The 24,896-nt window shown below is 64.0% G+C and carries 30 protein-coding genes; 16 read left to right on the forward strand and 14 right to left on the reverse strand.

The annotated features are described in order from the left end of the window. Positions 1–76 precede the first annotated feature (76 nt). Positions 77–274 (reverse strand): DUF1192 domain-containing protein, encoded by a 198-nt coding sequence (locus tag MRBLMC3_RS00930; protein ID WP_363753883.1) that lies wholly within the window; start codon positions 272–274, stop codon positions 77–79. 96 nt (positions 275–370) lie between these two features. Between MRBLMC3_RS00930 and MRBLMC3_RS00935 the strand changes: the two genes are divergently transcribed. From MRBLMC3_RS00935 to MRBLMC3_RS00965, 7 genes are all read left to right on the forward strand, one after another. Continuing rightward, complete coding sequence (locus MRBLMC3_RS00935; RefSeq protein ID WP_363825195.1) at positions 371–1,387, forward strand: NAD(P)H-quinone oxidoreductase; 1,017 nt, start codon at positions 371–373, stop codon at positions 1,385–1,387. Positions 1,388–1,553: 166 nt separating this feature from the next. Beyond that, a complete protein-coding gene (locus MRBLMC3_RS00940; RefSeq protein ID WP_133651700.1) occupies positions 1,554–2,417 on the forward strand; it encodes a UDP-2,3-diacylglucosamine diphosphatase in 864 nt (287 codons plus the stop codon). Positions 2,418–2,446: 29 nt separating this feature from the next. Further along, positions 2,447–3,475, forward strand: coding sequence for a glycosyltransferase family 4 protein (locus MRBLMC3_RS00945; RefSeq protein WP_363826575.1), 1,029 nt, complete (start codon positions 2,447–2,449; stop codon positions 3,473–3,475). Positions 3,476–3,589: 114 nt separating this feature from the next. Beyond that, the gene (locus tag MRBLMC3_RS00950; RefSeq protein WP_363735419.1) at positions 3,590–4,273 is read left to right on the forward strand and encodes a DUF1013 domain-containing protein; all 684 of its coding nucleotides are present in this window, start codon (positions 3,590–3,592) and stop codon (positions 4,271–4,273) included. A 138-nt stretch (positions 4,274–4,411) separates the two neighbouring features. Beyond that, positions 4,412–6,118 (forward strand): long-chain-fatty-acid--CoA ligase, encoded by a 1,707-nt coding sequence (locus MRBLMC3_RS00955; protein WP_363825198.1) that lies wholly within the window; start codon positions 4,412–4,414, stop codon positions 6,116–6,118. Positions 6,119–6,160: 42 nt separating this feature from the next. After that, entirely contained in the window at positions 6,161–6,694 is a 534-nt protein-coding gene (gene msrA / locus MRBLMC3_RS00960; protein ID WP_363825201.1) for a peptide-methionine (S)-S-oxide reductase MsrA, read from the forward strand. Between the two features lie 75 nt (positions 6,695–6,769). Continuing rightward, a complete protein-coding gene (locus MRBLMC3_RS00965) occupies positions 6,770–7,036 on the forward strand; it encodes a hypothetical protein (protein WP_363825204.1) in 267 nt (88 codons plus the stop codon). Between the two features lie 34 nt (positions 7,037–7,070). On the opposite strand, the gene MRBLMC3_RS00970 is transcribed toward MRBLMC3_RS00965, so the two are convergent. Then, positions 7,071–8,027, reverse strand: a complete 957-nt coding sequence (locus MRBLMC3_RS00970; RefSeq protein ID WP_363825207.1) for an L-threonylcarbamoyladenylate synthase — start codon at positions 8,025–8,027, stop codon at positions 7,071–7,073. A gap of 111 nt (positions 8,028–8,138) precedes the next feature. Here MRBLMC3_RS00970 and MRBLMC3_RS00975 point away from each other — a divergent pair, with 111 nt between their 5' ends. Further along, positions 8,139–8,957: an ATP-binding protein gene (locus tag MRBLMC3_RS00975; RefSeq protein WP_363825210.1), complete on the forward strand. Its 819-nt coding sequence runs from the start codon at positions 8,139–8,141 to the stop codon at positions 8,955–8,957. A 127-nt stretch (positions 8,958–9,084) separates the two neighbouring features. Here the strand turns inward: MRBLMC3_RS00975 and MRBLMC3_RS00980 are convergent, their stop codons facing one another. Both MRBLMC3_RS00980 and MRBLMC3_RS00985 read right to left on the reverse strand, forming a co-directional pair. Next, positions 9,085–10,413 carry a PQQ-dependent sugar dehydrogenase gene (locus tag MRBLMC3_RS00980; protein ID WP_363825213.1) on the reverse strand — a complete coding sequence of 443 codons (1,329 nt, stop codon included), beginning with the start codon at positions 10,411–10,413 and terminating at the stop codon, positions 9,085–9,087. A 60-nt stretch (positions 10,414–10,473) separates the two neighbouring features. Continuing rightward, positions 10,474–10,647: a hypothetical protein gene (locus MRBLMC3_RS00985; protein ID WP_166666292.1), complete on the reverse strand. Its 174-nt coding sequence runs from the start codon at positions 10,645–10,647 to the stop codon at positions 10,474–10,476. Positions 10,648–10,874: 227 nt separating this feature from the next. Between MRBLMC3_RS00985 and MRBLMC3_RS00990 the strand changes: the two genes are divergently transcribed. Further along, a complete protein-coding gene (locus MRBLMC3_RS00990; protein ID WP_363826577.1) occupies positions 10,875–11,078 on the forward strand; it encodes a hypothetical protein in 204 nt (67 codons plus the stop codon). A 76-nt stretch (positions 11,079–11,154) separates the two neighbouring features. Here the strand turns inward: MRBLMC3_RS00990 and argC are convergent, their stop codons facing one another. Genes argC through MRBLMC3_RS01010 form a run of 4 tightly spaced genes read right to left on the reverse strand, consistent with a single transcriptional unit; the run spans position 11,155 to position 14,829 of the window. After that, positions 11,155–12,099: an N-acetyl-gamma-glutamyl-phosphate reductase gene (argC, locus tag MRBLMC3_RS00995; protein ID WP_363825216.1), complete on the reverse strand. Its 945-nt coding sequence runs from the start codon at positions 12,097–12,099 to the stop codon at positions 11,155–11,157. Further along, a complete protein-coding gene (locus MRBLMC3_RS01000) occupies positions 12,096–13,004 on the reverse strand; it encodes a C40 family peptidase (protein ID WP_363735261.1) in 909 nt (302 codons plus the stop codon). The genes argC and MRBLMC3_RS01000 overlap by 4 nt, the downstream gene beginning before the upstream one ends. Then, entirely contained in the window at positions 12,964–13,371 is a 408-nt protein-coding gene (locus MRBLMC3_RS01005; RefSeq protein WP_363826580.1) for a MarR family transcriptional regulator, read from the reverse strand. Before MRBLMC3_RS01005 ends, MRBLMC3_RS01000 begins: the two co-directional genes overlap by 41 nt. 60 nt (positions 13,372–13,431) lie before the next feature. After that, positions 13,432–14,829 (reverse strand): leucyl aminopeptidase family protein, encoded by a 1,398-nt coding sequence (locus tag MRBLMC3_RS01010; protein WP_363825219.1) that lies wholly within the window; start codon positions 14,827–14,829, stop codon positions 13,432–13,434. Between the two features lie 139 nt (positions 14,830–14,968). Here MRBLMC3_RS01010 and MRBLMC3_RS01015 point away from each other — a divergent pair, with 139 nt between their 5' ends. Further along, positions 14,969–15,172, forward strand: a complete 204-nt coding sequence (locus MRBLMC3_RS01015; RefSeq protein ID WP_133651710.1) for a hypothetical protein — start codon at positions 14,969–14,971, stop codon at positions 15,170–15,172. Beyond that, entirely contained in the window at positions 15,172–16,026 is an 855-nt protein-coding gene (locus MRBLMC3_RS01020; protein WP_363825222.1) for a DUF4163 domain-containing protein, read from the forward strand. The genes MRBLMC3_RS01015 and MRBLMC3_RS01020 overlap by 1 nt, the downstream gene beginning before the upstream one ends. Before the next feature lie 39 nt (positions 16,027–16,065). On the opposite strand, the gene rimO is transcribed toward MRBLMC3_RS01020, so the two are convergent. The 4 genes from rimO to serS form a co-directional block, all read right to left on the reverse strand. Continuing rightward, a complete protein-coding gene (gene rimO / locus MRBLMC3_RS01025) occupies positions 16,066–17,448 on the reverse strand; it encodes a 30S ribosomal protein S12 methylthiotransferase RimO (RefSeq protein ID WP_363825225.1) in 1,383 nt (460 codons plus the stop codon). A 36-nt stretch (positions 17,449–17,484) separates the two neighbouring features. After that, positions 17,485–18,543 (reverse strand): potassium channel family protein, encoded by a 1,059-nt coding sequence (locus tag MRBLMC3_RS01030; RefSeq protein WP_363825228.1) that lies wholly within the window; start codon positions 18,541–18,543, stop codon positions 17,485–17,487. A gap of 194 nt (positions 18,544–18,737) precedes the next feature. Further along, entirely contained in the window at positions 18,738–19,502 is a 765-nt protein-coding gene (gene surE / locus MRBLMC3_RS01035; protein WP_363825231.1) for a 5'/3'-nucleotidase SurE, read from the reverse strand. A gap of 34 nt (positions 19,503–19,536) precedes the next feature. After that, positions 19,537–20,814 (reverse strand): serine--tRNA ligase, encoded by a 1,278-nt coding sequence (gene serS / locus MRBLMC3_RS01040; RefSeq protein ID WP_363825234.1) that lies wholly within the window; start codon positions 20,812–20,814, stop codon positions 19,537–19,539. 97 nt (positions 20,815–20,911) lie between these two features. On the opposite strand from serS, the gene MRBLMC3_RS01045 reads away from it, so the two are divergent. Further along, positions 20,912–21,352, forward strand: a complete 441-nt coding sequence (locus MRBLMC3_RS01045) for a host attachment family protein (protein ID WP_363735252.1) — start codon at positions 20,912–20,914, stop codon at positions 21,350–21,352. A 52-nt stretch (positions 21,353–21,404) separates the two neighbouring features. Here the strand turns inward: MRBLMC3_RS01045 and MRBLMC3_RS01050 are convergent, their stop codons facing one another. Next, on the reverse strand, positions 21,405–22,235 hold the full coding sequence (locus MRBLMC3_RS01050; RefSeq protein ID WP_363735251.1) for a PEP-CTERM sorting domain-containing protein: 831 nt from the start codon (positions 22,233–22,235) through the stop codon (positions 21,405–21,407). A gap of 414 nt (positions 22,236–22,649) precedes the next feature. Between MRBLMC3_RS01050 and dksA the strand changes: the two genes are divergently transcribed. Together dksA and MRBLMC3_RS01060 are read left to right on the forward strand one after the other, a co-directional pair. Further along, the gene (gene dksA / locus MRBLMC3_RS01055) at positions 22,650–23,114 is read left to right on the forward strand and encodes an RNA polymerase-binding protein DksA (RefSeq protein WP_133651719.1); all 465 of its coding nucleotides are present in this window, start codon (positions 22,650–22,652) and stop codon (positions 23,112–23,114) included. 65 nt (positions 23,115–23,179) lie between these two features. After that, complete coding sequence (locus tag MRBLMC3_RS01060) at positions 23,180–23,545, forward strand: PilZ domain-containing protein (protein ID WP_363825237.1); 366 nt, start codon at positions 23,180–23,182, stop codon at positions 23,543–23,545. A 225-nt stretch (positions 23,546–23,770) separates the two neighbouring features. On the opposite strand, the gene MRBLMC3_RS01065 is transcribed toward MRBLMC3_RS01060, so the two are convergent. Beyond that, positions 23,771–23,929, reverse strand: a complete 159-nt coding sequence (locus MRBLMC3_RS01065; protein WP_007684009.1) for a YdcH family protein — start codon at positions 23,927–23,929, stop codon at positions 23,771–23,773. A gap of 191 nt (positions 23,930–24,120) precedes the next feature. Here MRBLMC3_RS01065 and MRBLMC3_RS01070 point away from each other — a divergent pair, with 191 nt between their 5' ends. Both MRBLMC3_RS01070 and MRBLMC3_RS01075 read left to right on the forward strand, forming a co-directional pair. Continuing rightward, positions 24,121–24,300 (forward strand): YdcH family protein, encoded by a 180-nt coding sequence (locus tag MRBLMC3_RS01070; RefSeq protein ID WP_133651978.1) that lies wholly within the window; start codon positions 24,121–24,123, stop codon positions 24,298–24,300. 113 nt (positions 24,301–24,413) lie between these two features. Further along, positions 24,414–24,884: a DUF1465 family protein gene (locus MRBLMC3_RS01075; protein ID WP_133651721.1), complete on the forward strand. Its 471-nt coding sequence runs from the start codon at positions 24,414–24,416 to the stop codon at positions 24,882–24,884. Positions 24,885–24,896: the final 12 nt, after the last annotated feature.

The following is a 24,896-nucleotide window of genomic DNA, read 5'->3' on the forward strand; positions in this document are numbered from 1 at the left end:
TCTTGACCACCGGAATTGCCAGACTGCCCGTACCCGGTAAAACTCCCGATGGAGTCGCGCAGGGCGGGGCGGAGGTTCATCGCTTGAATAACGCCTCGGCGCTTGCTTTGTGGTTAACGGCGCTTTCAATCTTGGACCGGGTTCGGGCGATTTCGCCCTCCAGCGCGGCGACGCGCGCTTCGAGTTCGGCAACGGACAATGGACCCAGGTCCTGTCGGAGCAGCTGGGCCAGAGGATCATCGGCCTTTCGGGGCAGATCGCCTTCCATGTCCATGAACCGCAATGTTGACCCTGCGGGCCAGTCTGTCAATAAGGCCTGTATTCCGCCCGTCGATTTAGGTGCGGTGCAACATCTGCCGCGAGGGGCGCAATGGCGATAGAGGGCGCAATGCCGGGTGACGTGCCGAATGAAATGACGGCGATCGGCATCGCGGCTCCCGGAGGGCCGGAGGCTCTGGTGCCGCAGCGGCGGCCGGTTCCCGTGCCCGGACCTGACGAGGTGTTGATCAAGGTGGTCGCCGCTGGCGTCAACCGGCCGGATGTCATGCAGCGGCAGGGCAAATATCCGCCCCCGCCCGGCGCGTCGGACATTCCGGGACTGGAAGTGGCCGGCACGATCGTCGCCGCGGGTGGCAGCGCGGAATTGTTGATCGGCCGGCGCGTCTGCGCGCTTCTGCCGGGTGGTGGCTATGCCGAATATGCCTTGGCGCCCGCGGGCCAATGCCTGCCGGTGCCGGAGGATTATGATCTGGTCGAGGCCGCAGCCCTGCCGGAAACGCTGTTCACCGTCTGGAGCAACCTGTTCGAGCGCGCCTATGTGGTGGAAGGCGATGTGGTCCTGGTCCATGGCGGCACGAGCGGAATCGGCACCATGGCGATCTCGCTCTGCAAGCTGTTCGACATCGGCATCATCGTGACCTGCGGGAGCGACGCGAAATGCGAGCAGGCGAAGGCCTGGGGCGCGGATCACGCGATCAACTATCGCAGCCAGGATTTCGTCGAGGAAGTGAAGCGGATCACCGGCGGGCAGGGCGTGCAGGCGGTTCTGGACATGGTCGGCGGGGATTATCTGCCGCGCAACATCCAGTGCCTGGCGGAAGATGGACGACATGTGTCCATCGCGGCGATGAGCGGGCCCAGCGCGGAGGTCTTCATCCCCGCGATCATGAGCAGGCGGCTCACGCTGACGGGTTCGACGCTGCGTCCGCGCTCGGTGGCTTTCAAGAGCCTGGTTGCGGATGAACTGATGCGGGTGGTGTGGGCCTTTGTCGAACAGGGCAGGCTGCGGCCGGCAATGGATATACGTTTTCCGCTGGCGGAGGCCGCCGCTGCGCATGCCCGGATGGATGCGGGCGATCATTTCGGCAAGATCGTGCTGACGGTCTGAGGTGACGAAGATGTCCACTCCAGGGGGTGGAAAGTGGCTCATGGCGCGCATCGCTTGACGGGCATGATCGGCCGGAATCGTAGCATTTCCGTCATATTCGGTGCGGAGTTGTAACATAGGGCGGCTATGGATTCGCTCCTGAGGGAAACAGCTCAGGGGTTGCATCATGAATGCCATCACGCGCCTGCCTTTTCTGGCGGAGTTGGACGATGGCGCCGACGACAATTTCGCCATCCCCGAGCGGGAAGGAAAACGTCGCCGCTATCGCACGATCTGGATTTCGGACATTCACCTGGGCACTCGGGGCTGCAATGCGAGGATGCTGATCGACTTCCTGGACAGCGTCGACAGCGACACCATGTACCTGGTGGGCGACATCATCGACGGCTGGCGGCTGAAGCGGCGCTTCTACTGGCCGGCTGCGCATAATGACGTGGTCTGGCGGGTGATGAAGCGGGCCAAGCGGGGCACGCGCGTCATCTACATTCCCGGCAATCATGACGAGATGTTCCGCCAGTTCACCGGCCTCAGCTTCGGCGGCGTGGAGATCCGGCGCAAGGCGCTTCATGAAACCGCGGACGGCCGCAAGCTGCTGGTGCTGCACGGTGACGAGTTCGATACCATCATGCTGGCGCATCGCTGGCTCGCCTTTGTCGGCGACGCCGCCTACACCATGTTGATGCGCGTCAACGTGGTGGTGAACGCTGTGCGTCAACGCATGGGGCTGCCCTATTGGTCGCTCAGCAAGATGGCCAAGCACAAGGTCAAGAACGCCGTCGAGTTCATCTCCCGCTTCGAGGAGGTCGTGGCGCATGAAGCGGGTTCCCGCGGCGTCGACGGGGTCGTCTGCGGACATATCCACAATGCCGAAATCCGCGAGATCGCCGGCATCCAATATTATAATGACGGCGATTGGGTGGAAGGTTGCACAGCCCTGGTGGAGCATTTCGACGGGCGCATGGAGGTGCTGCACTGGGCGGATGAGATTGCCGGGCGCACCGCCGACGAACCCTCCCGGATCGCGGCGTGACCGGGGAAGGGACGATGCGTCCGTCCCCGATGCGGATCATCATCGTGACCGACGCCTGGGCTCCGCAGGTGAATGGCGTCGTCCGCACGCTCCATACCATGCAGGCGGAACTGGAGAAGATGGGACATGAGGTGAAGATGATCTCGCCCGATCTCTTCGGATCCATCCCCTGTCCGACCTATCCGGAGATCCGGCTGGCCTTTGCGCGCTCAAGCGTGGTCGGGCAGATGATATCGGCTTTCCGTCCGGATGCGATCCATCTGGCGACCGAAGGGCCGCTTTGCCTGGCGGCGCGGCGCTGGTGCCTGCGCAGCGGCATTCGCTTCACCACTGCCTATCACACGCATTTTCCGGACTATGTGGCGCAGCGCACTGGCCTGCCCGCGGGGTGGTTCTGGCGCTACATCCGCTGGTTCCATGGACCGGCGGAGGCCGTGCTCGTGTCGACCCGATCGGTGCGGCAGCAGTTGCGCGCCCATGGGCTGCCGCAGGTCCGCGCCTGGGGCAGGGGGGTGGACCTGACCGCCTTCACGCCCGAAGCGGCACCGCCCGCCATCTTTGCCGATCTGCCGCGACCCATCCAGCTCTATGTCGGTCGTGTCGCGGTCGAGAAGAATCTGGAGGCCTTCCTCGCCAGCGATCATCCCGGCACGCAGGTGGTCGTGGGGGACGGGCCCGCCCGCGCCACGCTGCAGAGGGCCTATCCTCAGGCGCATTTCCTGGGACCGATGTTCGGTGCCGAGCTGGCTGGCGCTTATGCCGGCGCCGACGTCTTCGTCTTTCCCAGCCGCACCGACACCTTCGGCCTCGTCATGATCGAGGCGCTCGCCTGCGGCACGCCGGTCGCCGCCTATCCCGTAACCGGCCCTGTCGACATCGTCACTCCCGAAACCGGCGCCTTGTCGGACAGGCTGGAGCAGGCCATTGCCGCAGCGCTTGTCTGCGACCGTCAGGCTTGCGCCGCCTATGGCCGAAGCTTCAGCTGGGAACGCAGCGCGCAGGAATTCCTGACCGGCCTTCATAATATCGATCCCCAGATGCTCGACAGCGCGGCCTGACGCTTTTCCTTGCCCGACAGGGCTGGATGCACTATCTCAGGTCGGGCGTGGCCGCCCTGCTTGGGCGGCCCTTGTTGTTTTTAGTGCCGGAGAATTCCCGTGTCCCAGCCTCTCATGCCCCATGCGACAGCCAGCTGGCTGGTCGACAATACCGCGCTGAGCTTCGACCAGATTGCGGAGTTTTGCGGGCTGCATATCCTGGAAGTGCAGGCGATCGCCGACGATACCGCCGGCACCAAATATACGGGCCGCGATCCGGTGCGCGCCCATGAAATCACGATGGAGGAAATCCACAAGGGCGAAACCAATCCGGACTATCGCCTGAAGATGCTGAAGGGTCCGGAGCCCGTCCGCCGCACCAAGGGGCCGCGCTACACGCCGGTCAGCAAGCGTCAGGACAAGCCGGACGGCATCGCCTGGATCCTGCGCAACCATCCCGAAATCTCTGACGGGGCCATTGGCAAGCTGATCGGTACCACGCGCACCACCATCGCCGCGATCCGCGACCGCACGCACTGGAACATTTCCAACATCGTGCCCAAGGATCCGGTGACGCTGGGCCTGTGTTCGCAGCGGGAACTGGACGCGCTGGTGTCCAAGGCCGCGAAGAAGGCCGGCATCGAAGCCCCGACCGATTCGCGCCTGGACGGCGATCGCGAGGCGCTGATCAACGAACTGCGCCGCGAGCGCGAAGATGCCACCCGGCGCGCGGAAGAGGCGCTGAAGAGTGAGGCCGACCTGATTTCGGGCGCCGCCAAAATCCTCGACCCGTTCAGCGACAACAAGGGCCACGTTTGATGCCGTAACGTCAATCCGCCTGGTGCGGAGCGACGAGGGCAGCGGCTGGAAAGAGGGCCACGCCTTGGCAGAGTGCGTGGCCCTTTTGCCGTGCTTTACGCTTGCGTAAAGGGAAGGTGTAACTTACACCATGTACACATGGAGAGCAGCGAAAAAATCTGGGAAACCCGCTATAATCATCCCTCTGCCTGGGAGCAGACCTTTCCGCCCTTGTCGATGGTAGAGATGGTGGCGAACAGCGCCGCGGCCAATCCGCAGGCGGTGATGATCGACTTCATGGGCCGCAAGACGAGCTATGGCGAAATGCTCCACAGCATCCGGCGAGTGGCCCGCGGATTGCAGGACTTGGGCATTCGAAAGGGCGATCGCGTCGGCCTGTTCCTGCCCAACGTCCCCCATTATGTCGCGGCCTATTATGGCGCGATGATGGCCGGTGCCACGGTCGTCAACTATTCCCCTCTCTACACCGCCACGGAACTGGAGCACCAGGTCGAGGATAGCGGCACCAGGATTCTTTTCACCCTGTCGGCCAGCGCACTGCTGCCTACGGCGTTGGAGGTGCTGGACAACAGCAGTCTGGAACGGCTGGTCGTGGGCTGCGTGGCGGAGGCCCTGCCGCCCGCCAAATCGGTGCTGTTTCGCCTGTTCAAGCGCAAGGAGACCGCAACGGTCCCGCACGATCCGCGCATCACCCATTATGCCGACCTGCTGCGCCATGGCGAAGACCCCGCGCCTGTCGCGATCGATCCGGAGCAGGATATCGCCCTGCTGCAATATACTGGCGGCACGACCGGACGGCCCAAGGGCGCGATGCTGACTCATCAGAACCTGACCGCCAATGCGCGGCAGGTCCGCCTGATCGATCCTCATCCTGAAGCGCCCGATCGCATATTGGCTGTGCTGCCCTTCTTCCACGTCTTCGCCAACACATGCGTGCTGAACCGCACGGTGCTGAACGGCGGCGAGATGGTGATGCTGCCCCGGTTCGACGGCACGCAGGTATTGGCTGCGCTGCAGCGGACGAAGGCGACCTCGCTGCCTGGCGTGCCGACCATGTACCAGGCGCTGCTCGATCATCCCGCCACGCCCAATATCGACTTTTCCTCCCTGCGCCTGTGCATTTCCGGCGGCGCACCGTTGCCGCTGGAGGTCAAGCAGCGGTTCGAGGCGATGACAGGCTCGAAGCTGGTCGAGGGCTATGGCCTCACCGAAAGCAGCCCGGTCGTCTGCTCCAACCCCTATGAGGGGCTCAACAAATCAGGGACCGTGGGACAGCCGGTGCCCGGAACCCGCGTCAAGCTGGTCGACCGCGAAGATCCCACGCGCGCGCCGGCCGAAGGCGAACCGGGCGAGCTGGTCTTTGCCGGACCGCAGATCATGAAGGGCTATTGGCAACGACCCGATGCCGACAGGGAAGTGTTCGTCGACGGATGGCTGCGCACGGGCGATGTCGGGCTGATCGACGAGGATGGCTATGTGAAGATCGTCGACCGGCTGAAGGACATGATTGCCGTGGGCGGCTTCAAGGTTTTCCCCAGTGAGGTCGAGAAGGTTCTGTACCATCATCCGGCGGTCAAGGAGGCGCTGGTGATCGGCATTCCCGACCGTTATCGGGGGGAGTGCCCGAAGGCGTTCGTCACCCTGCAGGAGGGGGCGGAGATCGACGGTGCTGCACTCAGGGAATGGCTCAACCCGCAATTGGGAAAGCATGAGAAGGTGTGCGAGGTGGAAGTGCGCCTCAACCTGCCCAAGACGCTGGTGGGCAAGCTGTCCCGCAAGGAACTGGTGGCCGAGGAACGCGCGAAGGCCGAGGCAGCGATGCGGCAGACTGGAACAGCAGGCTGACCCTTCCTATCTTGGCGGCCAATTCAGGACAAGGACGCGCATATGGCCGAAGAGATCGCAACCCTCGCTGGCGGCTGCTTCTGGTGCACGGAGGCGGTGTATCAGAATCTGGAGGGGGTGAAGGCCGTGGAAAGCGGCTATATCGGTGGTGGGCTGCCCAATCCGACCTATGAACAGGTCTGTTCCGGTACGACCGGCCATGCCGAGGCGATCCGCATCACCTATGATCCGGCGGTGATCGGCTATGGCGACCTGCTGGACATTTTCTTCGCGACCCATGATCCGACGACCCTGAACCGCCAGGGCAACGACATCGGTACCCAATATCGCTCGGCGATCTTCCCCCATTCGCCCGAACAGGCGGCAGCGGCGAAGACCGGTATCGAGCGCGCGCAGGCGGATCAGGTCAATCCCGTCGTCACCGCGATCGAAGCCGACGCGCCCTGGTATCCGGCGGAGGATTATCATCAGAAATATTGGGAACGGGTGGGCGACCGGAACCCCTATTGCATGGCGGTGATCCCGCCCAAGCTGGCCAAGCTGCGCAAGGGTTTTGCCCAGCGGATCAAGGGTTGAACCGTTCGTCGCGCCCGGCTTGCTCTGACGGCCTGCATCTCTAAGCTGGCCGGAAAGGCAAGCCGGGGAAGAAAGATGAACAAGATCGGATCATGGATGGCGCCGGCGTTGTTGCTGTTCCTGCCGGGCTGCATTGCCCGGACGGCGGCGAATATCGTGACCGCGCCGGTACGGGCCGGCAGCCAGGTTGTCGACTGGAGCACGACCAGCCAGGAAGAGGCCGACCGCAATTACGGCCGCAAGATGCGCAAGCAGGAAGCGCGCGAAGCCCGTGAGCGGAAGAAGGAGGAAGAACGCCGTCGCCGGGAATGCCGCGACGCGGGTTATGACAATTGCGGGTGATGGCGTGAAGGAACCGGGCGCTCAGATCATATGATCAGGCCGCTGCCCGTCGCAGCCGGTCATTGATCGCGGCGCCGATCCCCTCATCGGGAATGGGCGCCACCGCGATCCGCTCCGCAGTGCTGGCATCAGCCATATGCAGCGCCGCGAACAGATGTGCTGCCGCCTCCCGCAGATCGGCGTCGGGACTGAGATTCACATGGCAGGGCATCAGGCCGAAGCCGATCAGATATTCATCCCTCTCCGCCTTCAGCGCATCGAGCCGGACCGGCTTGGAAGGCGCATAATGGCTTTCCAACTGTCCGGGCGCTTCGATCTTCGCCTTGCCCGCACCTGTCACCATGGGCAACCGGCTTGCCTGCTCCAGCATCGCCGCCGTGATCGGGCCAGGACGCAGCAGGCGCAGGCAGTCGCTTTCCGGCGCGACGATGGTCGACTCCAGTCCTTCGCTTGTCGGCCCTTCGTCCAGGATCATGCGGATCTTGCCGTTGAGGCTGGCCATCACATGTTCGGCCCGCGTCGGACTGATCGAGCCGCTGCGATTGGCGGATGGCGCGGCAAGCGGACGGCCGCTCTCCCGGATGAGTGCGCGCATCGCCGGATGGGCCGGAAGGCGCAGCGCGACGGTGGGCAGCCCCGCCATCACCAGCGGCGACAGCCCGGCATCCGGGCGCACGGGCAGGACCATGGTCAGGGCGCCGGGCCAGAAGCGATCGGCAAGCGCGTCCGCAACGGGCGAAAATTCCGCCAGGCGCCCGGCCATTTCCCGGTCCGCGACGTGCACGATCAGGGGATTGAAGCTGGGCCGTCCCTTCGCGGCGTAAATCGCAGCCACCGCATGGGAATCGGTCGCGTCGGCAGCCAGCCCATACACCGTCTCCGTCGGAACGGCGACGGGTTCGCCGGCCCGGATCAGCAAAGCCGCCTCGCGCAGCGCTTCGCTGCCATAGCGGCTTATGCGGGTGGAAAAGGCAGGATTTGGGATAGTCACGACCCCAGCGCTATAGGCCCCGATGTCAGCCAGTAAAAGGCCATTGCTACAGAAGAATGACATCGGCGCCGCGCTTGCCCGTGAAGGGGAGGGGCGCTAAGCGAAGGCACCATGAACGACGCCCTGCTGACCCGCATTGCCGAAGCGCTGGAACGGATCGCGCCGCCGCCCGCTTCTTCCGCCGATCTGGCATCCGCGCCCGCCTATGTGTGGAATGGGGCGACGATCCGTCCGGTGGAGGCGTTCGCACCGGTGGATTATGCGCTGCTGACCGGCATCGACGCGCAGAAGGAGGCGCTGCTGGAAAACAGCCGCCGCCATGCAGCCGGTCATGGGGCCCATGACGTGCTGCTGTGGGGTGCGCGAGGAACCGGCAAGTCGGCGGTCGTTGCTGCCGTCGTCGGTAAGCTCCAGGGGGAAGGGCAGGACATTGCCCTGCTGCAATGCGCGATAGACGAACTTGCCAGTCTGCCTCAGCTTTTCGTCCTGCTGCGCGACACGCAGCGGCCGTTCATCCTGTTCCTGGATGACCTTGGCTTCGATGAAAATGGCGTTGGCGATGCGCGCGCGCTCCGTTCGCTGCTTCAGGGGGGGACGGCCGCCCGTCCGGCCAATGTGCGCCTCTATGTCACGTCCAACCGTCGCCATATCGTGCCGCGCCATCTCTCGGAGCAGGACGATCCCGTCAATCCGCGCGACGTGGTCGACGACAAGATGGCGCTGTCGGATCGCTTCGGCCTGTCGCTGGGCTTTCACGCCATCGACCAGGATGCCTATGTCGCCATCGTCAGCGGCTATACAGGACGCCTTGGGCTGAGCTTCGACCCGAAGGAGGCGATCCAATGGGCCACCCAGCGCGGCAGCCGTTCCGGGCGCGTCGCCTGGCAATATGTGGTTGAGCTGGCGGGCCGTAACGGGATGAACATCTAGAGCGATTTCCAAGCGATCGGAACCGATCGCTGGTCAAGAAATCGCGGCGAACCAAGGAATCCAGAGCGCGAAAAGGGGGGGAGCCGGCTTTTCGCTTGTGACGACGCGACAATATGGCTCCGCCCGCTTAGCTGGCTGGCGTCACCCGCCATATGACGCCGCCGACATCGTCGCTCACCAGCAAGGCGCCCTTGGCGTCTGCCGTAACATCGACGGGCCGCCCATGCGCTTCGCCCTTTGTGCCCAGAAAGCCCGTCAGCACGTCGATGGGCTTGGCCTTGCCGACCTCGCCATTGTCGGCAAAGGGCACGAAAACCACCTTGTAACCCGCCGCGGGCTTGCGGTTCCAACTGCCGTGCAGCCCGACGAAGGCGCCGTTCGCATAGGGCGCGCCAAGGGTGATCTTGTCGGCAAAGCTGAGGCCGAGCGGCGCCACATGATTGCCCAGCGCATAGTCCGGCCGCTTGGTATATTCCCGAATTTCCGGCCGTTGCGGCTGGACGCGGCGGTCCTCGTAACCACCCCAATAATTCCACGGCCAGCCATAGAAGGCGCCGAATTCCACCCGCGTCAGATAGTCGGGCACAAGGTCGCTGCCCAGCATGTCACGTTCATTCACCACGCCCCAAAGCGCGCCGCTCTTCGGCTCGAAGGCCAGGCCCACCGGATTGCGCAGGCCTGCCGCGTAGATCCGATAAGCGCCCGTCTTCGGATTGACCTCCAGCACGGCGGCGCGATTGGCCTCCGTCTCCAGGTCATTTTCCCCGATATTGCTGTTGGAGCCCACGCCGACATAGAGCAGGCCCTGGGGACTGGCGACCAGGCTGCGCGTCCAGTGCATGTTGGGCGCCTGCGCTGGCAGGTTCAGGATCTTGCGCCCCTTGGCCGTGATCCTGGTATCGCCTTCCTTATAGGGAAAGGCCATCAGCGCGTCGGTATTGGCGACGTAGAGCGTGTCCCCGACCAGCGCCATACCATAGGGAGAGTTGAGCCCGGTGAGAAAGGCCGTCTTTGTTTCCGCCCGGCCGTCGCCGTCGGCATCGCGCAGCAGGGTGATGCGGTTGGCGGACGGTACGCCTGCGCCCGCCTTGTTCATCAGATAATTCATCACCCGGTTGACGATGCCGCTCGTCGGTCGTGCCGCGCTGTTGGTTTCCGCCACCAGCACGTCGCCATTGGACAGGCGCAGCATGGAGCGTGGATGATCCAGCCCGTCCGCAAAGCGATCGACGCTCAGGCCCTTTGCCGGAATCGGCTTCTCCCCACCTTTCCACGGGGCTGCATCCGCGACATTGATGGTCGGGATGAATTCGCTCCTCGGGCTGGTGAAGACCGGCTCCTTGCCGACGTCCGCACCAGCGGGAAGCTGTGCCGTGTCACCTTGCGCGAAGTAGAGGAAAAGGCCGGCGAAAACCACCAGAACAAGGATTGCGAGCGCGATCAGATGCTTCTTCATGGCCTATCGTTTATGCTGGCGCAGGGATGGTGGCAAGGCGCCCAGATGTCGGACGCGCCGCTATTTTCCCCTGTCCCAGAGCCAAAGCAGCACGGCGATGATGATGCCCAGCGCCGTGCCAGCCAGCAGGCCGATGCTCGGCTGGCCCAGCAGGCCGCCGACGATGGTGCCTCCCAAAATGGTGAGCGCCAGAATGGCGCCCGCGCCGATCGGTTCTTTTCTGGACTTGGTCATGCGCCGGTCCTTGCCACGCGCACGAGAGCATGGCCAGTGCTTTCCCCCTTGCGTCTTTTCAGGACAGGATCGTCCCGCCGCGGGATAGCTGTGCCACAGTGGGACTTGGCTAACCCGGCGTTCACCCTCGTCAACTGCGATGCGCCGTCAATGCCTGCGGCTGGCACGAAGATTGAAACGGGATCGTGACCGTCAGGGTGGGGACTTTGGGGGGCTTTGTCATGAACATGCCATATCTTTCGAATCGAAAGAGCTATGAGGACGCGGCTGAACTCATGTCGATGTTCGGCGACAATGCGGGCTATGAAGCGGCGGCGCGGGCGGACCGTAGCCGCGACCTCGGCAACCATATCCGATTCTGCCACTGGCGGCAGATCGAGCGACTGATCGTGCTGCTCACCCATGAAGGGGCGCTGGGCACGATCCATTGATCCCGGGCGGCGCGAGACTCGCCCCCGGCATGTCGGTAAAGCCTGACAGACGGGAACGAGGCGCCGCGCCGCAGGCCTAGAGGCGTAGTCCGGCCGTTTCCGGCAGACCTGCCAATATGTTCAGGTTCTGCACGGCGGCGCCGGCCGCGCCCTTGCCCAGATTGTCGAGCACCGCCACCAGCCTTGCCTGGCCGGCGGACGCATTGCCGAAGACGAACAGGGCCAGCCGGTCGGTCGCGCCGACATGCTCCAGCCTGACCTGCGTCATTGCCAGGCTGTCTTCCAGCGCTTCCACGCTGACGATCGGCGAGTCCGCATAAGCGGCCAAGAGCGCCTGATGCACGTCCACCAGCGAAGGCGCGCCCGGCAGGGCGCGCAACTGCAATGGCACTTCCACGATCATGCCGCGATAGGCGTTGGCGACAGCCGGCGCGAAGACGGGCGGGTGCTGCAGACCGGAATAGCGCAGCATTTCCGGCACATGCTTGTGTGCCAGGCCCAGCCCATAGGGGCGGAATGCGCTGGGCGAGCCTTCTGCGCCTTCATATTCGGCGATCATCGACTTGCCGCCGCCGGAATAGCCGGACGCGCCAGACACGCTCACTGGCCAGTCGGCGGGCAGCAGGCCGGCCAGCACCAGCGGCCTCACCAGCGCGAGGAAGCCGGTCGGCCAGCACCCCGGATTGGCGACGAAGCGGGAGGATGCCAGCTTTTCCCGGTGTCCCGGTTCCAGTTCGGCAAAGCCATAGGTCCAGCCATCCGCTACCCGGTGCGCGGTCGAGGCGTCGATCACCCGCGTCCGGTCATTGTCGATCAGCGCCACCGCTTCGCGCGCGGCGTCGTCGGGCAGGCAGAGGATGACGATGTCCGCCGCGTTCAGCGCGTCCCTGCGCGCGGCGGCATCCTTGCGCCTGTCATCGTCCAGGGTGATGATCGACAGCTCGGGACGCCCCGCCAGCCGTTCATTGATTTCCAGACCCGTTGTGCCGACGCCGCCGTCGACGAAAATCCGATAAGTCATGCGCCAATTCTCCGCCGCGCCGTCACGGGTTCCGGATGATCCGCCGCCAGCCGTTCCACGACATCGGCCAGGGGTTCGATCACCACGCTCATCCAATGGGCGTTGGCATGTATCATATTATGTTCGTCGGTCATGATGCCGACATGGCCAGGAAAGAAGATGAAGTCCCCTCGTCGAAGCGGAGCATCGGGGGCGAGGGGGGAGCCGATCCCCTCGCGCTGCAGGTCGGTGTCGCGGGGCGCCTTGATCCCGCACTGGCCCAGCGCCACCTGGACCAGGCCGGAGCAGTCGACGCCGCGATGCCCGCGTCCGCCCCAGACATAGGGCTGGCCCAGATAATATTCCGCGACCGCAACCCAGTCGCTTGCCGGCGCGTCCAGGGCGGCGGCATGGCGCCGATGTACGAAGCCTTCCGCGCAGGCGAAGAAGTCGCCCTGCGCTTCTGCTGCGAACTGGGCCCCGCGCGGCCAGTAATCGGCGATGGCCGACTTGATGTCAGGGGCGCTGAACAGCGGCGCCGTTCCCGTGATCACGCGGCTGTTGATCACTTCCCGTGCGTCCAGCGCCTCTCGCCGGACATAGCCGACATAGCCGTCATGTCCGCAAAAGCCCCAGGCCCATTCGGCTGTCATGTCCAGCGCATGGAAGCTTTCGCCGCGCAGCAATTCACTGACCGCCTGCGCCTTGGGCGTGTCGGACGCCAGCAGTGGCGTACCGGCGGCGACGCAGGTCAGCTCTACGGCGCGGGCATAATGGGCGGAAAACAGCACGCCCGCCAGCGCCAGATCGGCAAGGTCGCCGCGCGCGGCATGGATACGCGTATCCAGTTTGACCGACCGGCCGTCCAGCTTGAATCGGATACGTTCAGGCGGTGCGTTCCGCGGAGGAGTGGTTGAGGCGTTCATCGCGGCCGGTTCCTGCGATGAAATGGTGAAAGGCGTCAAGAAAATCCGCCCCTTTGGACGTTCGGGTGATGAAAATATTCCGCCGGTCGGTGGAATCCCGTTCGCGCCGCAGATAGCCCAGCGCCGATAATTTGTTGAGAGCGCGGGTAATGACCGGCTTGGAGACGTTCAGCGCCTCCGCGAGTCCCCGCACCGTATGCGGTCCGGCGCCGATATAGACGGTCAGCATCAGCGCCATCTGCCGGTTGGTGAGGTCGGGCTTGCCCGATCGCACATAATCGACCAGGGTGCGCATCCACTGACCAAGCGGTTTTAGGCCCGGGCGGTTCAGCTCTGCGGCTTCATTCTGTGCGGAATGGGCATCCATGACCCCGTAACGCACGATGGCCAATCCGGTTGCGTAACGGCCTTGCCAATCGCTTTCTTTTTACTTTTTATGACCGTAGCGCGCCTGCAGCATATGGAATGCCGCGCGCAGCCCCAAAGCTTCGCCGCCCTTGGGCCGGCCCGGCCGTGATGCGGGACGCCAGGCGAAGGTGTCGAGATGTACCCACGGCACGGTGTCGGGCACGAAGCGCCTGAGGAACAGCGCGGCGGTGATCGCCCCGGCAAATCCGCCTTCGCCCGCATTGTTGATGTCCGCCACATCGGACTTCAGCATTTCGGCGTAGCCGTCCCACAAGGGCAGGCGCCATGTCGGGTCGTCCACCACCTTGCCGGCGGCATCCATATCGGCGGCCAGCGCATCGTCATTGGCGAACAGGGCGGGCAGGTCGGGCCCCACCGCCACGCGCGCGGCGCCGGTAAGCGTGGCATAGTCGATCACGAGTTCGGGCTTTTCTTCTTCCGCCAGCGTCAGCGCGTCGCCCAGCACCAGCCGTCCCTCCGCATCGGTATTGCCGATCTCCACCGTCAACCCCTTGCGCGATCGCAATATGTCGCCGGGCCGAAAGGCATTGCCGGAAACGGCATTTTCGGCGGCCGGGATCAGCAGGTGCAGCCTGACCGGCAGGCGCGAATCCATGATGAGTTGCGCCAGCGCCAGCGCATGGGCCGCGCCACCCATGTCCTTCTTCATCAGCCGCATGGCCGAGGACGGCTTGATATCCAGGCCGCCGCTGTCGAAGCAGATGCCCTTGCCGACGACAGCCACCTTCGGATGCCGGGCGTCGCCCCAGTGCAATTCGATGAGGCGCGGCGCGCAGCTTTTGTCCGCCGCCTTGCCCACGGCATGGATCATCGGGAAGCCATGCTCCAGCGCGTCCCCCTTCGTCACCTTGCACTGGGCGTCAAAGCGTTCCGCCACCTTGCGGGTCGCGGCTTCCAGTTCAGCCGGGCCCATGTCCGCGGCCGGCGTGTTCACCAGATCGCGGACCAGCGCCACCGCCTCTGCCAGGCGGGTGGCCGCGTCGATCTGCGCCACCTCGGTCGTCAGCAGCACTCGCGCGCCCGATCCATTTTCCTCCTTGCGATACCGGTCGAAGCGATATTGCGCGGTCAGCCATCCCAGCATTGCCGCGCCCGCCGCCCCCTCGGCGAGCCGATAGGCCCCTTCGGGCAAGGCCTCCGCCAGCTTGGCAAGGCACCATGGGCCCAGCTTCCCGACGGACGCGACGCCGGCAACCACCGACCAATCGGCCGTCTCCTCCCCGGGCAGAATGGCGAATTCATGCGGCTTGCCCCTGAATTTCTGGGCAGTCGCCAGCGCGCGGACGCGTTCGGGCTGGCTTCCCAGCCAACTTTCCAGGCCTTGCGCATCCACGATGCGGATCGAACGCGCCGGTTGATTGTTGTCGGCTTTCAGCAGGTCGGAAAAATCGTTCATGTCATGTGTTTTGAAGAAAGCCGGCGGCTAAGAAAAGCGCAATCTTTCGTCGTCCGGGCGCCTCGGTCGATCACGCTATCATTTGCGTCGGGCGGAGCGCAGGCATAGATTGAACGGTGTTAAAACAAGGAGAGACGTGATGATGCACAGTGACGATGGACGCCTTCAGGCGCTGCGCGCCCGTGCCTATGCGCTGGCGGAAAGCGGGCGCTTCGACGGCGCGCATGCGGTGGAGCAGGCGCTGATCGCGGAAGGCTGGCCCAATGCTGGAGCGGCGCTGCAGAGCAGCTATACGCGCAAGGCGATCAGTGAACGGTGCATGGCGGCAGCCAAGGTTCATTGATGCGTCGGAACAAGGGGAGGGCAAGGGCAGGGCTTCCGGTCGCGGCAGCCCTGCTGCTGTGCGCCTGTTCGCCATCCAGAGACGCGGAAAATGCCGATCAGGCCGCTTTGCCGGGCAATGATGTCGCGGCCAGCAACTTTGCGAACCGCATGTCAGGCCAGCCGGAGCCGCCGCCGGCCGCGCAGCCATTTGACCGGAAGGAAAAGACCGACCTGCTCGAATTCGCCTATAGCTATCCTGCACAGGCGGCGCAGATACCCGCATTGGTCGAGAAATTCGGCCAGGCGCTGACGGTCGGCAAGGCAGACGCCATGAAGATGGCGCGCGAAGACCAGAAGGCCGCCAGGGAGTCAGGTTATCCCTTCCGGCCGCATTCGCTTGAAACCCATTGGAAGGTGGCCGCCGATACGCCGCGCTTCCTGGCGCTCCAGTCGGAAAGTTATGTCTATACCGGCGGCGCGCACGGGATGACGGGCTATGACGCCCTGCTGTGGGACAAGGCGCGCAAGCGGGAGACGGCGGTCACGGCATTGATGACGTCGCCAGCCGCCTTCGCGGCTGCCATCCGCAGCCGCTTCTGCGATGCATTGGACAAGGCCCGCGCCGAAAAGCGGGGAGCGCCGGTCAAGCGCAGCGACGACGACGATTTCAGCAAATGTATCGACCCGATGCAGCAGGTGCTGGTGCCGACATCGAAGGACGGCAAGCTGATCGACGCGGTGACCGTCGTCATCGGCCCCTATAGCGCCGGTCCTTATGCGGAGGGCAGCTATGAGATCGGCTTGCCGGTCGACGCGGCCATGCGGCAGACGATCAAGACCGAATATCAGGACGCCTTCGCGGCAGCGCCCTGATGCGCAAGGCATTGCGGCGGGAACAGGCAGGCTGGTGACTTACTCCGCCGGGACGCCGTAAAGGTCGTGATCGTCCGCATCCTCGATCAGGACGTTGAGGATGCTGCCGGGTTGCAGGCCTGCGTCCACATCGCGCAGGAAGACGTTGCCGTCGATTTCCGGCGCATCGGCCTGGCTGCGCGCGGTGGCGCCGACGGAGCCGTCTTCGTCCGCCTCGCCCACTTCATCGATGATGACGGGGAGCACGCGTCCGACCTTTGCCCGCAACCGGGCGGCCGAGATGGCGGCGGTCTTTTCCATGATCCGCTGATAGCGTTCTTCCTTGACCTCCTCCGGCATCGCTCCTGGCAGGTCGTTGGCCGCGGCACCCTCAACCGGCTCGAAGCGGAAGGCGCCCACGCGGTCGAGCTGCGCCTCGTCCAGCCATTCGAGAAGATAATCGAAGTCCGCCTCCGTCTCGCCGGGAAAACCGACGACGAAGGAGGAACGGATCGCGATGTCGGGGCAGATCTCCCGCCATTTGCGGATGCGGTCCAGCACCTTCGCTTCGTTGGCCGGGCGCTTCATGGCCTTGAGCACCGAAGGGGCGGCATGCTGGAACGGAATGTCGAGATAGGGCGTCAGCAACCCATCGGCCATCAAGGGGATCACCTGATCCACATGGGGATAGGGATAGACATAGTGCAACCGGACCCAGGGCGGCGCGCCTTCCGCGGTGCGAAGCTGGCCCAGTTCGCGCGCCAGGTCGGTCATGTGCGCGCGCACCTCGCGACCCTTCCACTGGCGCGCCTCATGCCGCGTGTCGACGCCATAGGCCGAGGTGTCCTGGCTGATGATCAGCAGTTCCTTCGTGCCGGCATGCACCAGCTTCTCCGCCTCGCGCAGCACGGCGTCTATGCGCCGGCTGACCAGATCGCCGCGCAGGGAGGGAATGATGCAGAAGGAGCAGCGGTGGTTGCACCCTTCTGAAATCTTCAGATAGCTGTAGTGGCGCGGCGTCAGCTTCAGGCCGCCCTCAGGCACCAGGTCGACAAAGGCGTTGGGGATGGGGGGGGAGGCTTCATGGACGGCGTTGACCACCGCCTCATATTGATGCGCGCCGGTGACGGCCAGCACCTGCGGGAATTTCTGGCGGATCAGTTCCGCCTCATTGCCCATGCAGCCGGTGACGATGACGCGGCCATTCTCCGCAATCGCCTCCCCAATGGCCTCAAGTGATTCTTCCTTGGCCGAATCGAGAAATCCGCAGGTGTTGACCAGCACGACGTCTGCGCCGGCATAGTCGGCGGACATCTGATAGCCGTCGGAACGCAGCTTGGTCAGGATGCGCTCGCTGTCGACCAGCGCCTTGGGACAGCCCAGCGACACCATGCCGACCTTCGGCGCTTCGGGAATTTTGGTTGCCATGATCGCCGCGCACATAGGGATTTTTGCGGCCAATGTCACGGGGGCAGGACGTCAGGGCAGGGAACGGGCTTTTCCCGCAGCATCGCCCTGCACGATTTCCATGATCAGGTCGCCGGTTTGAAGCTTCGCCGCGGCTTCCTCCCAGAAGCCGATGGCGCGATCATCGCGATAGATCCGCACGCCCAATCCTGTGGCGATGGCGGAAAGTGGTCGCCCGATCTCCTCCGGCAGCACGGCGCGTTCGTTGAGCTTCACCCGGCCGCCCGATGCGGCAAGGTCCGACATGTAGTCGGCGATGTGCTGGCCGCTGGTGCTGCCCGCCAGCAGCAGCCCGGCGAAACTCACGGGATTGATCACGGTGGTCGCGCCGGCCTGCCGCGCGGGCAGTTCATTATCCTCGTTGCGGACGACGATGCTGATGGGCAGGCGAGGGGCTAGATGCCGCGCCGTCAGGGTGATGAGGATCGAGGTGTCGTCACGCCCGGCCGATACGATCATCGTACGCGCCCGGTGGATCGCGACATCATTCAGTGTCCGGTCCCTCGTTGAATCGCCGCACAGCACGTTGCAGCCCAGCGCCTCGGCCTCTGCCAGCGCCTTCTCGACAGGATCGACCACCACGATCTCGCGCGGGTCGACGCCGCGCGCCAGCAATTCGCGCACGGCCTCGGCCCCGCTGGTGCCAAAGCCGGTGACGACGATATGATTGTGCAGATCGGCCTGAATGCGAGCCATGCGCCACCTGTAGAGTATGTTGCGGAAAAAGAGATTATAGGCGGTGCCGAGGAAGATGAGCCAGACGAACAGGCGGATCGGCGTCACCAGCAATGCTTCGAACAGCCGTGCTTCCGGGCTGACCGGCACGATGTCGCCATAGCCGACCGTCGTCACGGTGACCGTGGTGAAGTAAAGCACGTCAACGAAGCTGATCTTGTCGTCCAGATTGTCCTTCAGCCCGTCGCGACCGATCCAGTGGATCAGCAACACCAGCCCGATCAGGCCGAACACCAGCGCCACCCGCCAGGTGAGATCGGCCCATATCGGCAGCGAAGACCGTCGCCGCAGAAAGCCCACCGTGCTTGACGGGGGGCGGACGGGTCCGATCCTCATCGGTCCCGGCTCCGGTCGGCATGCCTCCGGTCGGCATGGCTCATTCGGCCAGTTCGTCCCTCGCTCCCGGTTTCTCCCTCGATCATGATCCACCCCGAACATCGGCAAACATGGAACGTCATCCCGTGTGAGCGGGATCCAGTGCCCTGACCGATCGGCGTCTCGACAGCTTGCGTGCCGGCGCGTCCGCCAATCTAGGCCCCGAAGGCCTGTGCCGTCGCCGCCATGGCGCTGTCCTGCGTCAGATCATAATGCAGCGGCGTCACGGTTACATAGCCCTCGGCGATGGCGGCGAGATCGCTGCCTTCCGGCACGGCGTCGCTTTTTCCAAGGCCGAACCAGTAATAGTCGTAGCCGCGCGGGTCGGTGCCGCGGATGATCCTTGTCCGGTCCACATCATGAAAGCCCTGCCGCGTCACGCGAATGCCGTTCACCGCTTCGGGGTCGATCGCCGGGAAGTTGACATTGAACAGCAGCCGGGGACTGGCCGGCATGGCGATCAGCGGGCGCAACACCCGCTCGCCCCAGGTCCGCGCTGCAGCGAAAGGCACGGCTTCGCCCAAGCCCTCCCGCGCATGGACCTGACTGAGCGCGATCGACTTGATTCCGGAAATCGCGCCCTCCATCGCAGCGGAGACGGTGCCCGAATAGGTCACGTCCTCCGCCAGATTGGCGCCGTGATTGACGCCGGACAGCAGCAGATCGGGCTTGGCATCCTTCATCAAATGGCCGACCGCCATCATCACCGCGTCAGTGGGCGTGCCGGTGACGCTGAAATGCTTCTCCCCATGCTGGCGAATGCGCAACGGCCGCGTCAGCGTCAGGCTGTGGCCGGCGCCGGATTGCTCCTCACTGGGTGCGACGATCCAGATGTCGTCGGACAGCGTCCGGGCGATCTCTTCCAGCACCGTCAGGCCCGGCGCATGGACTCCGTCATCATTGGTGAGCAGGATGCGCATATGCCTGAATTCCAATCCTTTGGGCGCAGGAAAATTACCGGGGCTGCAACCGCGACACGCCGCCCATATAGGGCGCCAGCACCTCCGGCACGATCACGCTGCCGTCCTCCTGCTGATAATTTTCCAGCACGGCGACCAGCGTGCGCCCGACGGCCAGGCCCGAGCCGTTCAACGTGTGCAGGAAGCGGGTCTGTTTCTCGCCCTCCGGCTTGTAGCGGGCATTCATCCGCCGCGCCTGGAAATCCCCGCAATTGGAGACGGAGCTGATCTCCCTATAGGTCTGCTGACTGGGCAGCCATACCTCCAGGTCCCAGGTCTTGCGCGCGCCAAAGCCCATGTCGCCGGTGCAGAGCAGCACCTTTCGATAGGGCAGGCCCAGCGCCTGCAACACGCCCTCTGCCGCTGCGCACATGCGCTCATGCTCGCCCTCCGACTCCTCGGGCTTGCAGATCGCGACCAGCTCGACCTTTTCGAACTGATGCTGGCGGATGAAGCCGCGCGTATCGCGTCCCGCCGACCCCGCTTCCGACCGGAAGCAGGGTGTCAGCGCCGTCAGGCGCAGTGGCAGGGTCTCCACCGGCACGATCTGTTCGCGCACCAGATTGGTGAGGGAAACCTCCGCCGTCGGGATCAGCCAGCGGCCATCGGTGGTCCTGAACAGATCCTCCGCAAATTTCGGCAATTGTCCCGTACCGAACAGTGCCTCATCCTTCACCAGCAGGGGCGGATTGACCTCTTCATAGCCATTTTCGCCCGACTGGCAGTCGAGCATGAACTGCGCCAGTGCCCGATGTAGCCGCGCCATCTGCCCGCGCAGTGCCGTAAATCGCGCGCCGGACAAGGCGGCGCCGCCTTCGAAATCCAGACCCAAAGCTGGGCCGAAATCCGCATGATCCTGTGGCGCGAAGGAGAAGCTCCTCGGCTCGCCCCAGCGCGCCACTTCGACATTCTGCGTCTCGTCCTCGCCCAACGGCACGTCGTCCGCAGGCAGGTTGGGGATCGCTGCCAATCGCGCAGTCAGAGCGTCTCCGATTTCCCGGTCCTCCGCCTCCAGCGCGGGCAGGCTCTCCTTGAGCGCTGCCACTTCGGCTTTCAGCGCGTCGGCCGTCGCCATGTCCTTCTGCGCCATGGCCTGGCCGATGGCCTTGCTCGCCTCATTGCGGCGCGCCTGCCCCTGTTGCAGCGCCGTCTTGATCGCGCGGCTCCGTTCGTCGAGCGCCAGCAACTCGGCGCTCAGCGGTTCGAGTCCGCGCCGGGCCAGGCCAGCGTCGAAAGCGGCGGGATTTTCGCGAAGGAAACGAATGTCGTGCATGGGTCAGCCCTATGCCGTTCTGCGACCAGCCGCGCAACCCTGCACACCGTCGTCCGTTGGTCCTGAAATCGGGCGTCAGGAAGAAAGGATAGGGACGATGCAGATAGACCATGATGCGATGGTATTGGTGGCGGACGGGCGCAAGATGCTGTTCTTTCGCAACAAGGGCAGTCCCGCCTTCCCAAATCTGGAAACGGAGGAGGTGAAGCAGCAGGACAATCCGCCCGATCGCGAGCAGGCATCCGACGGCACGGGGCGGGGACCCAATTCGGTCGGCAGCCATCGCGGGTCGGTGGAGCAGACCAATTTCCATGATCTGGAAGAAGCGCGTTTTGCCGCGGAAGCGGCCGAACTGCTCAAGCGAAGGGCGCTCGCCAATGATTTTGAAAAGCTGATCGTCGTCGCGCCGCCCACTGCCCTGGGCGAGATGCGCAAACATTATCACAAGGAAGTGCAGAGCCGGCTGGTGGGCGAGATCGCCAAGGATCTGTCGAACCACCCCGTGCCGGAAATCGAGCGGATCATCGCGACGAGCTGAAACCCGATCCGGCCGGCCGTCCCCCCGGAGTGCCGGCCGGATCGCCCCGCGGTTAACCCTCGGCGCCTGCCTTGGCGCGTGCGAAACGCTTGCGCGCCAGCAGGGCGGCGGCGCCCGCCCCGAACAGCAGCACCATTGGCGGTGCCGGCACATCGGTCGGCGGCGGCGGATGATGATGGTCGCCGCCCGACGAGCTGGAAGAGGATGAGGAGGAAGTCGACGATGACGTCGAACTGCTGGTCGAGGAACTGGTGGAGGAGGAGCTGGACGTGGAGCTCGACGTCGACGAACTGCTCGTCACATTGCCGCTGGACGTGGAGACGTTGCCCGACGAGGTCGAGACATTGCCGGAGGAAGTCGACACATTGCCCGAAGAGGTCGAAACCCCGCCCGTGGACGTCGATACGCCTCCGGTCGAGGTGGACACGCCGCCCGTGGTAGAGCTGGTGGAACTGGTGATGCCGCCGGTCGAGCTGCTGGTGGAGGATATCACCACCGATCCGCCCGAACTGCCGCCGCTGCCGCCGAAGAAGCCGCCGAAAAATCCGCCGCCGCCAAAGCCGGGGCCGCCCGCCAGCACGACCGGCGCTCCACCACCGCCGCCGGACATGACCGGCATTTCCGCTGCCACTGCCGGTGCGGGCAGGGGAATGGGGGCGGCCTGGGTCGTGACATTCACCGTCTGCGGCGCGCAGGATACCGTTTTGACCACCCGCTGCACCTTGCGCACGGCATAATGCTTGCGCGGCGCTGCCTTGACGCTCTTCGTGCTCTGGACCCCTGCCGGACGCGCGCTTTCGGCGACATGGACCGCGCCACCGCCGATGATCGCTCCCCCGGCGGCGCAAGCGCATAATTTAGCCAATGCCATCCGTACCGACATAGGTTCCACTCTTGTTTGTTTTCGGCCCTGCAATCTTGCCACTGCGCTGCAGTAACGGAAGCGGGGCCTTCCCTATTGCTAACAACGCAAAATAAAGCGTTAACTTCAACGGCGTTAACTCTGAATATCGATGCCAAGTCGAGGAAAAAACTAATAAATTATGATCATATATGGTTAACGTCCCAGAGTGAGACGAAGCCCCGCCGCATGGTTGATGCGGCTCGTCCATTTTCTTTTATCATTGGCCCATGCCCGGGAATCGCAATTTTTCGTGGATAAGCGCGCGGCGGGCAGCCCGTACCACGATTGCCCGCTTGTCTCAGGCCTTGACGCTGGCTATTAGGCGCCGTCAACCACAAGTCACGGATACCCCGGCACTTTCAGCACCGGGGGTCCCGCGAGTCGGAGAGCCAGATGGCATCGGTCCTGAATTCCGATAAAGACGGCCCAAATCCGCCGAAATCGGCTGTAATACTCCCGCCCGACTATCGTCCTTCCGCAGACGAAGAGTTCATGAACCCGCTCCAGCTGGAATATTTTCGGCAGCGCCTGTGGGACTGGAAGAAGCAGATATTGGCCGAAGCGGAAGGGACATTGGCGGTCCTGCAGAATGAGCCCCTTCGCGAACCCGACCTCAACGACCGCGCTTCGAGCGAGACCGACTGGTCGATCGAACTGCGCACACGCGACCGCCAGCGCAAGCTCATCTCCAAGATCGATGCCGCGCTCCGTCGCATCGATGAGGGCGAATATGGATATTGCGAAGTGACCGGCGAACCGATTTCGCTGGGCCGCCTGGAGGCCCGGCCGATCGCGACCATGACGGTCGAGGCGCAGGAACGGCACGAGCGGCAGGAAAAAGTCTCTCGCGACGATTAACCTTTTGTCCATGCCGCCATGGCAGGGTCGCCTGGAAATTCCAGTGATCTTGCAGGGCGTTATTGATGGATAGCAATCAGGATGGTGATGCCCGTGGCCCGGCGCGTTCCGGCCCGCGCGACAGTCTTTTCCTGCTTACCAACCTGAGTTCGGCGGACGGCGCTCCGCTCGGCCGCGCCCGTGTCCGTAACCTTTCCGCGACGGGCCTTATGGCTGATTGCGAACGCGTCATACCCAACGGCCTGAATGTCCGCTTCGATCTGCGCGGCATCGGACAGGTCACGGGTTCGGTGGTCTGGTCGCGGGAAGACCGGGTCGGCATTGCGTTCGATGTGGCGATCGATCCTCAACTTGCGCGGCGTCCCACGTCCGCTTCGCCCGGTCAGTTGACCGTGCCTGATTATCTGCGCCAGCGGCGGTTCGTGCGCTGATCTTTTTCAGGCGCTTTCTGAAAACGCGTCCCCCAATCCGGCCTGAATAAGCCGGCGGACGAGCGCCAATGCTCAGCTACCTGGGATCACCCGTTTCCCGTCGTGCAAAGAAAAAGCTCCGCAGGCTCATCAGCCCCGGAGCTGTTCGGTTCACCGCTTTGGAAAGGGCAGGACCAGCGGCAAAACGACCGCCGATCCATGCCTTTCACGCAGGCGTCACCGCTGTCAGTGTTGCGCCTCCATTTCCTCCTTCAGCCGCAGCTTCTGCTTCTTGAGCGAGGCGACAAGGATCGCATCAGGCATGGGACGACTCGTCTCCGCCTTGATTCGCGCCTCAAGCCCGGCATGCTTGGCCGAAAGAGCTGAAATGTGGCTATTTTCCATGACATTCTCCTTACGAGGGCAATGGATGAACGAGTAGATCATGATTCGCTGGCCTTGTCTTCGGTCGATTCGTGCTTTGCGGCAGGCCGCGTTGAAATTTGCGATGGTTCGTGCGGGTCTGCCGGGCTATCAGGAGGCGATGGGACGGCAATGGGTGCGAAAGTAGGTGTATGGTGAGCCGCGAAGACATCATGCGTCGGCTGGAATTGCTGCGAATCGAACATCGCGATCTGGACGGCGCGATCAGTGCCCTTGTGGAGTCCGGTTCGGGCGATCAGATGCAGGTTGCGCGCCTGAAGAAGCGCAAATTGCGCCTGCGCGACGAAATGGCGTTGCTGGAAGATCAACTCGTTCCCGATATCATAGCCTGAGCGGCAGGAAATTGTAGTTAATGCCTGTCCCATTGATCCCGAATGAGACAATTCGCGGTTAACGGCGGCGGATCGGGACTGACAAGTCGCCTGCTCTATGCCACATATCCGCCATGAAACTCGCCGCTTCTCTTGACCAGGCCCTGCATCGCCGTCTGGTCGATGGTCTGTACGTGGAAGCCATGGTCATGGCTGACGAAGCGCGCGCCTATTTCGACTTTCGCGATGGAGACGAACCGGAGGTTGACGATCCTGTTCGCCGCGTCGCCTTCGCCTGCGAATCGCTCAAGGTCACGACCCGCCTCATGCACATCATCGCCTGGTTGCTGAGCCAGCGCGCGTGGCAGCGCGGGGAGGTCAGCGATGCGGAGATGCGAGACGAGAAATATCGCCTCGGCCATGCCGCGATCACGGATCCGGCGGTCGCCGGCAGCTTTCCCTTCGCCGCTCGCGCTTTGATAGAGGCAAGCCAGGACCTTTACGAACGGGTCGCCCGCCTGCAGGATCGCATGGTGTATCCGCGCGCGCAGGCGGAGCCCAATCCGGCCCGCGCACTGATGGATCGCCTCAACGCCGCTTTCTGACGGGCGGTCCTG

Origin of the sequence: Sphingobium sp. LMC3-1-1.1 (genome assembly GCF_040676285.1) — a bacterium.
GTDB lineage: Bacteria > Pseudomonadota > Alphaproteobacteria > Sphingomonadales > Sphingomonadaceae > Sphingobium.

Excerpts from the sequence above, each read along its gene's own strand:
- MRBLMC3_RS00930 (WP_363753883.1), bottom strand. The coding sequence starts at position 274 with ATGGACATGGAAGGCGATCTGCCCCGAAAGGCCGATGATCCTCTGGCC.
- MRBLMC3_RS00935 (WP_363825195.1), top strand. The coding sequence starts at position 371 with ATGGCGATAGAGGGCGCAATGCCGGGTGACGTGCCGAATGAAATGACG.
- MRBLMC3_RS00940 (WP_133651700.1), top strand. The coding sequence starts at position 1,554 with ATGAATGCCATCACGCGCCTGCCTTTTCTGGCGGAGTTGGACGATGGC.
- MRBLMC3_RS00945 (WP_363826575.1), top strand. The coding sequence starts at position 2,447 with ATGCGGATCATCATCGTGACCGACGCCTGGGCTCCGCAGGTGAATGGC.
- MRBLMC3_RS00950 (WP_363735419.1), top strand. The coding sequence starts at position 3,590 with ATGCCCCATGCGACAGCCAGCTGGCTGGTCGACAATACCGCGCTGAGC.
- MRBLMC3_RS00955 (WP_363825198.1), top strand. The coding sequence starts at position 4,412 with ATGGAGAGCAGCGAAAAAATCTGGGAAACCCGCTATAATCATCCCTCT.
- msrA (WP_363825201.1), top strand. The coding sequence starts at position 6,161 with ATGGCCGAAGAGATCGCAACCCTCGCTGGCGGCTGCTTCTGGTGCACG.
- MRBLMC3_RS00965 (WP_363825204.1), top strand. The coding sequence starts at position 6,770 with ATGAACAAGATCGGATCATGGATGGCGCCGGCGTTGTTGCTGTTCCTG.
- MRBLMC3_RS00975 (WP_363825210.1), top strand. The coding sequence starts at position 8,139 with ATGAACGACGCCCTGCTGACCCGCATTGCCGAAGCGCTGGAACGGATC.
- MRBLMC3_RS00980 (WP_363825213.1), bottom strand. The coding sequence starts at position 10,413 with ATGAAGAAGCATCTGATCGCGCTCGCAATCCTTGTTCTGGTGGTTTTC.
- MRBLMC3_RS00985 (WP_166666292.1), bottom strand. The coding sequence starts at position 10,647 with ATGACCAAGTCCAGAAAAGAACCGATCGGCGCGGGCGCCATTCTGGCG.
- MRBLMC3_RS00990 (WP_363826577.1), top strand. The coding sequence starts at position 10,875 with ATGCCATATCTTTCGAATCGAAAGAGCTATGAGGACGCGGCTGAACTC.
- argC (WP_363825216.1), bottom strand. The coding sequence starts at position 12,099 with ATGACTTATCGGATTTTCGTCGACGGCGGCGTCGGCACAACGGGTCTG.
- MRBLMC3_RS01000 (WP_363735261.1), bottom strand. The coding sequence starts at position 13,004 with ATGAACGCCTCAACCACTCCTCCGCGGAACGCACCGCCTGAACGTATC.
- MRBLMC3_RS01005 (WP_363826580.1), bottom strand. The coding sequence starts at position 13,371 with ATGGATGCCCATTCCGCACAGAATGAAGCCGCAGAGCTGAACCGCCCG.
- MRBLMC3_RS01010 (WP_363825219.1), bottom strand. The coding sequence starts at position 14,829 with ATGAACGATTTTTCCGACCTGCTGAAAGCCGACAACAATCAACCGGCG.
- MRBLMC3_RS01015 (WP_133651710.1), top strand. The coding sequence starts at position 14,969 with ATGATGCACAGTGACGATGGACGCCTTCAGGCGCTGCGCGCCCGTGCC.
- MRBLMC3_RS01020 (WP_363825222.1), top strand. The coding sequence starts at position 15,172 with ATGCGTCGGAACAAGGGGAGGGCAAGGGCAGGGCTTCCGGTCGCGGCA.
- rimO (WP_363825225.1), bottom strand. The coding sequence starts at position 17,448 with ATGTGCGCGGCGATCATGGCAACCAAAATTCCCGAAGCGCCGAAGGTC.
- MRBLMC3_RS01030 (WP_363825228.1), bottom strand. The coding sequence starts at position 18,543 with ATGAGGATCGGACCCGTCCGCCCCCCGTCAAGCACGGTGGGCTTTCTG.
- surE (WP_363825231.1), bottom strand. The coding sequence starts at position 19,502 with ATGCGCATCCTGCTCACCAATGATGACGGAGTCCATGCGCCGGGCCTG.
- serS (WP_363825234.1), bottom strand. The coding sequence starts at position 20,814 with ATGCACGACATTCGTTTCCTTCGCGAAAATCCCGCCGCTTTCGACGCT.
- MRBLMC3_RS01045 (WP_363735252.1), top strand. The coding sequence starts at position 20,912 with ATGCAGATAGACCATGATGCGATGGTATTGGTGGCGGACGGGCGCAAG.
- MRBLMC3_RS01050 (WP_363735251.1), bottom strand. The coding sequence starts at position 22,235 with ATGTCGGTACGGATGGCATTGGCTAAATTATGCGCTTGCGCCGCCGGG.
- dksA (WP_133651719.1), top strand. The coding sequence starts at position 22,650 with ATGGCATCGGTCCTGAATTCCGATAAAGACGGCCCAAATCCGCCGAAA.
- MRBLMC3_RS01060 (WP_363825237.1), top strand. The coding sequence starts at position 23,180 with ATGGATAGCAATCAGGATGGTGATGCCCGTGGCCCGGCGCGTTCCGGC.
- MRBLMC3_RS01065 (WP_007684009.1), bottom strand. The coding sequence starts at position 23,929 with ATGGAAAATAGCCACATTTCAGCTCTTTCGGCCAAGCATGCCGGGCTT.
- MRBLMC3_RS01070 (WP_133651978.1), top strand. The coding sequence starts at position 24,121 with ATGCGTCGGCTGGAATTGCTGCGAATCGAACATCGCGATCTGGACGGC.
- MRBLMC3_RS01075 (WP_133651721.1), top strand. The coding sequence starts at position 24,414 with ATGAAACTCGCCGCTTCTCTTGACCAGGCCCTGCATCGCCGTCTGGTC.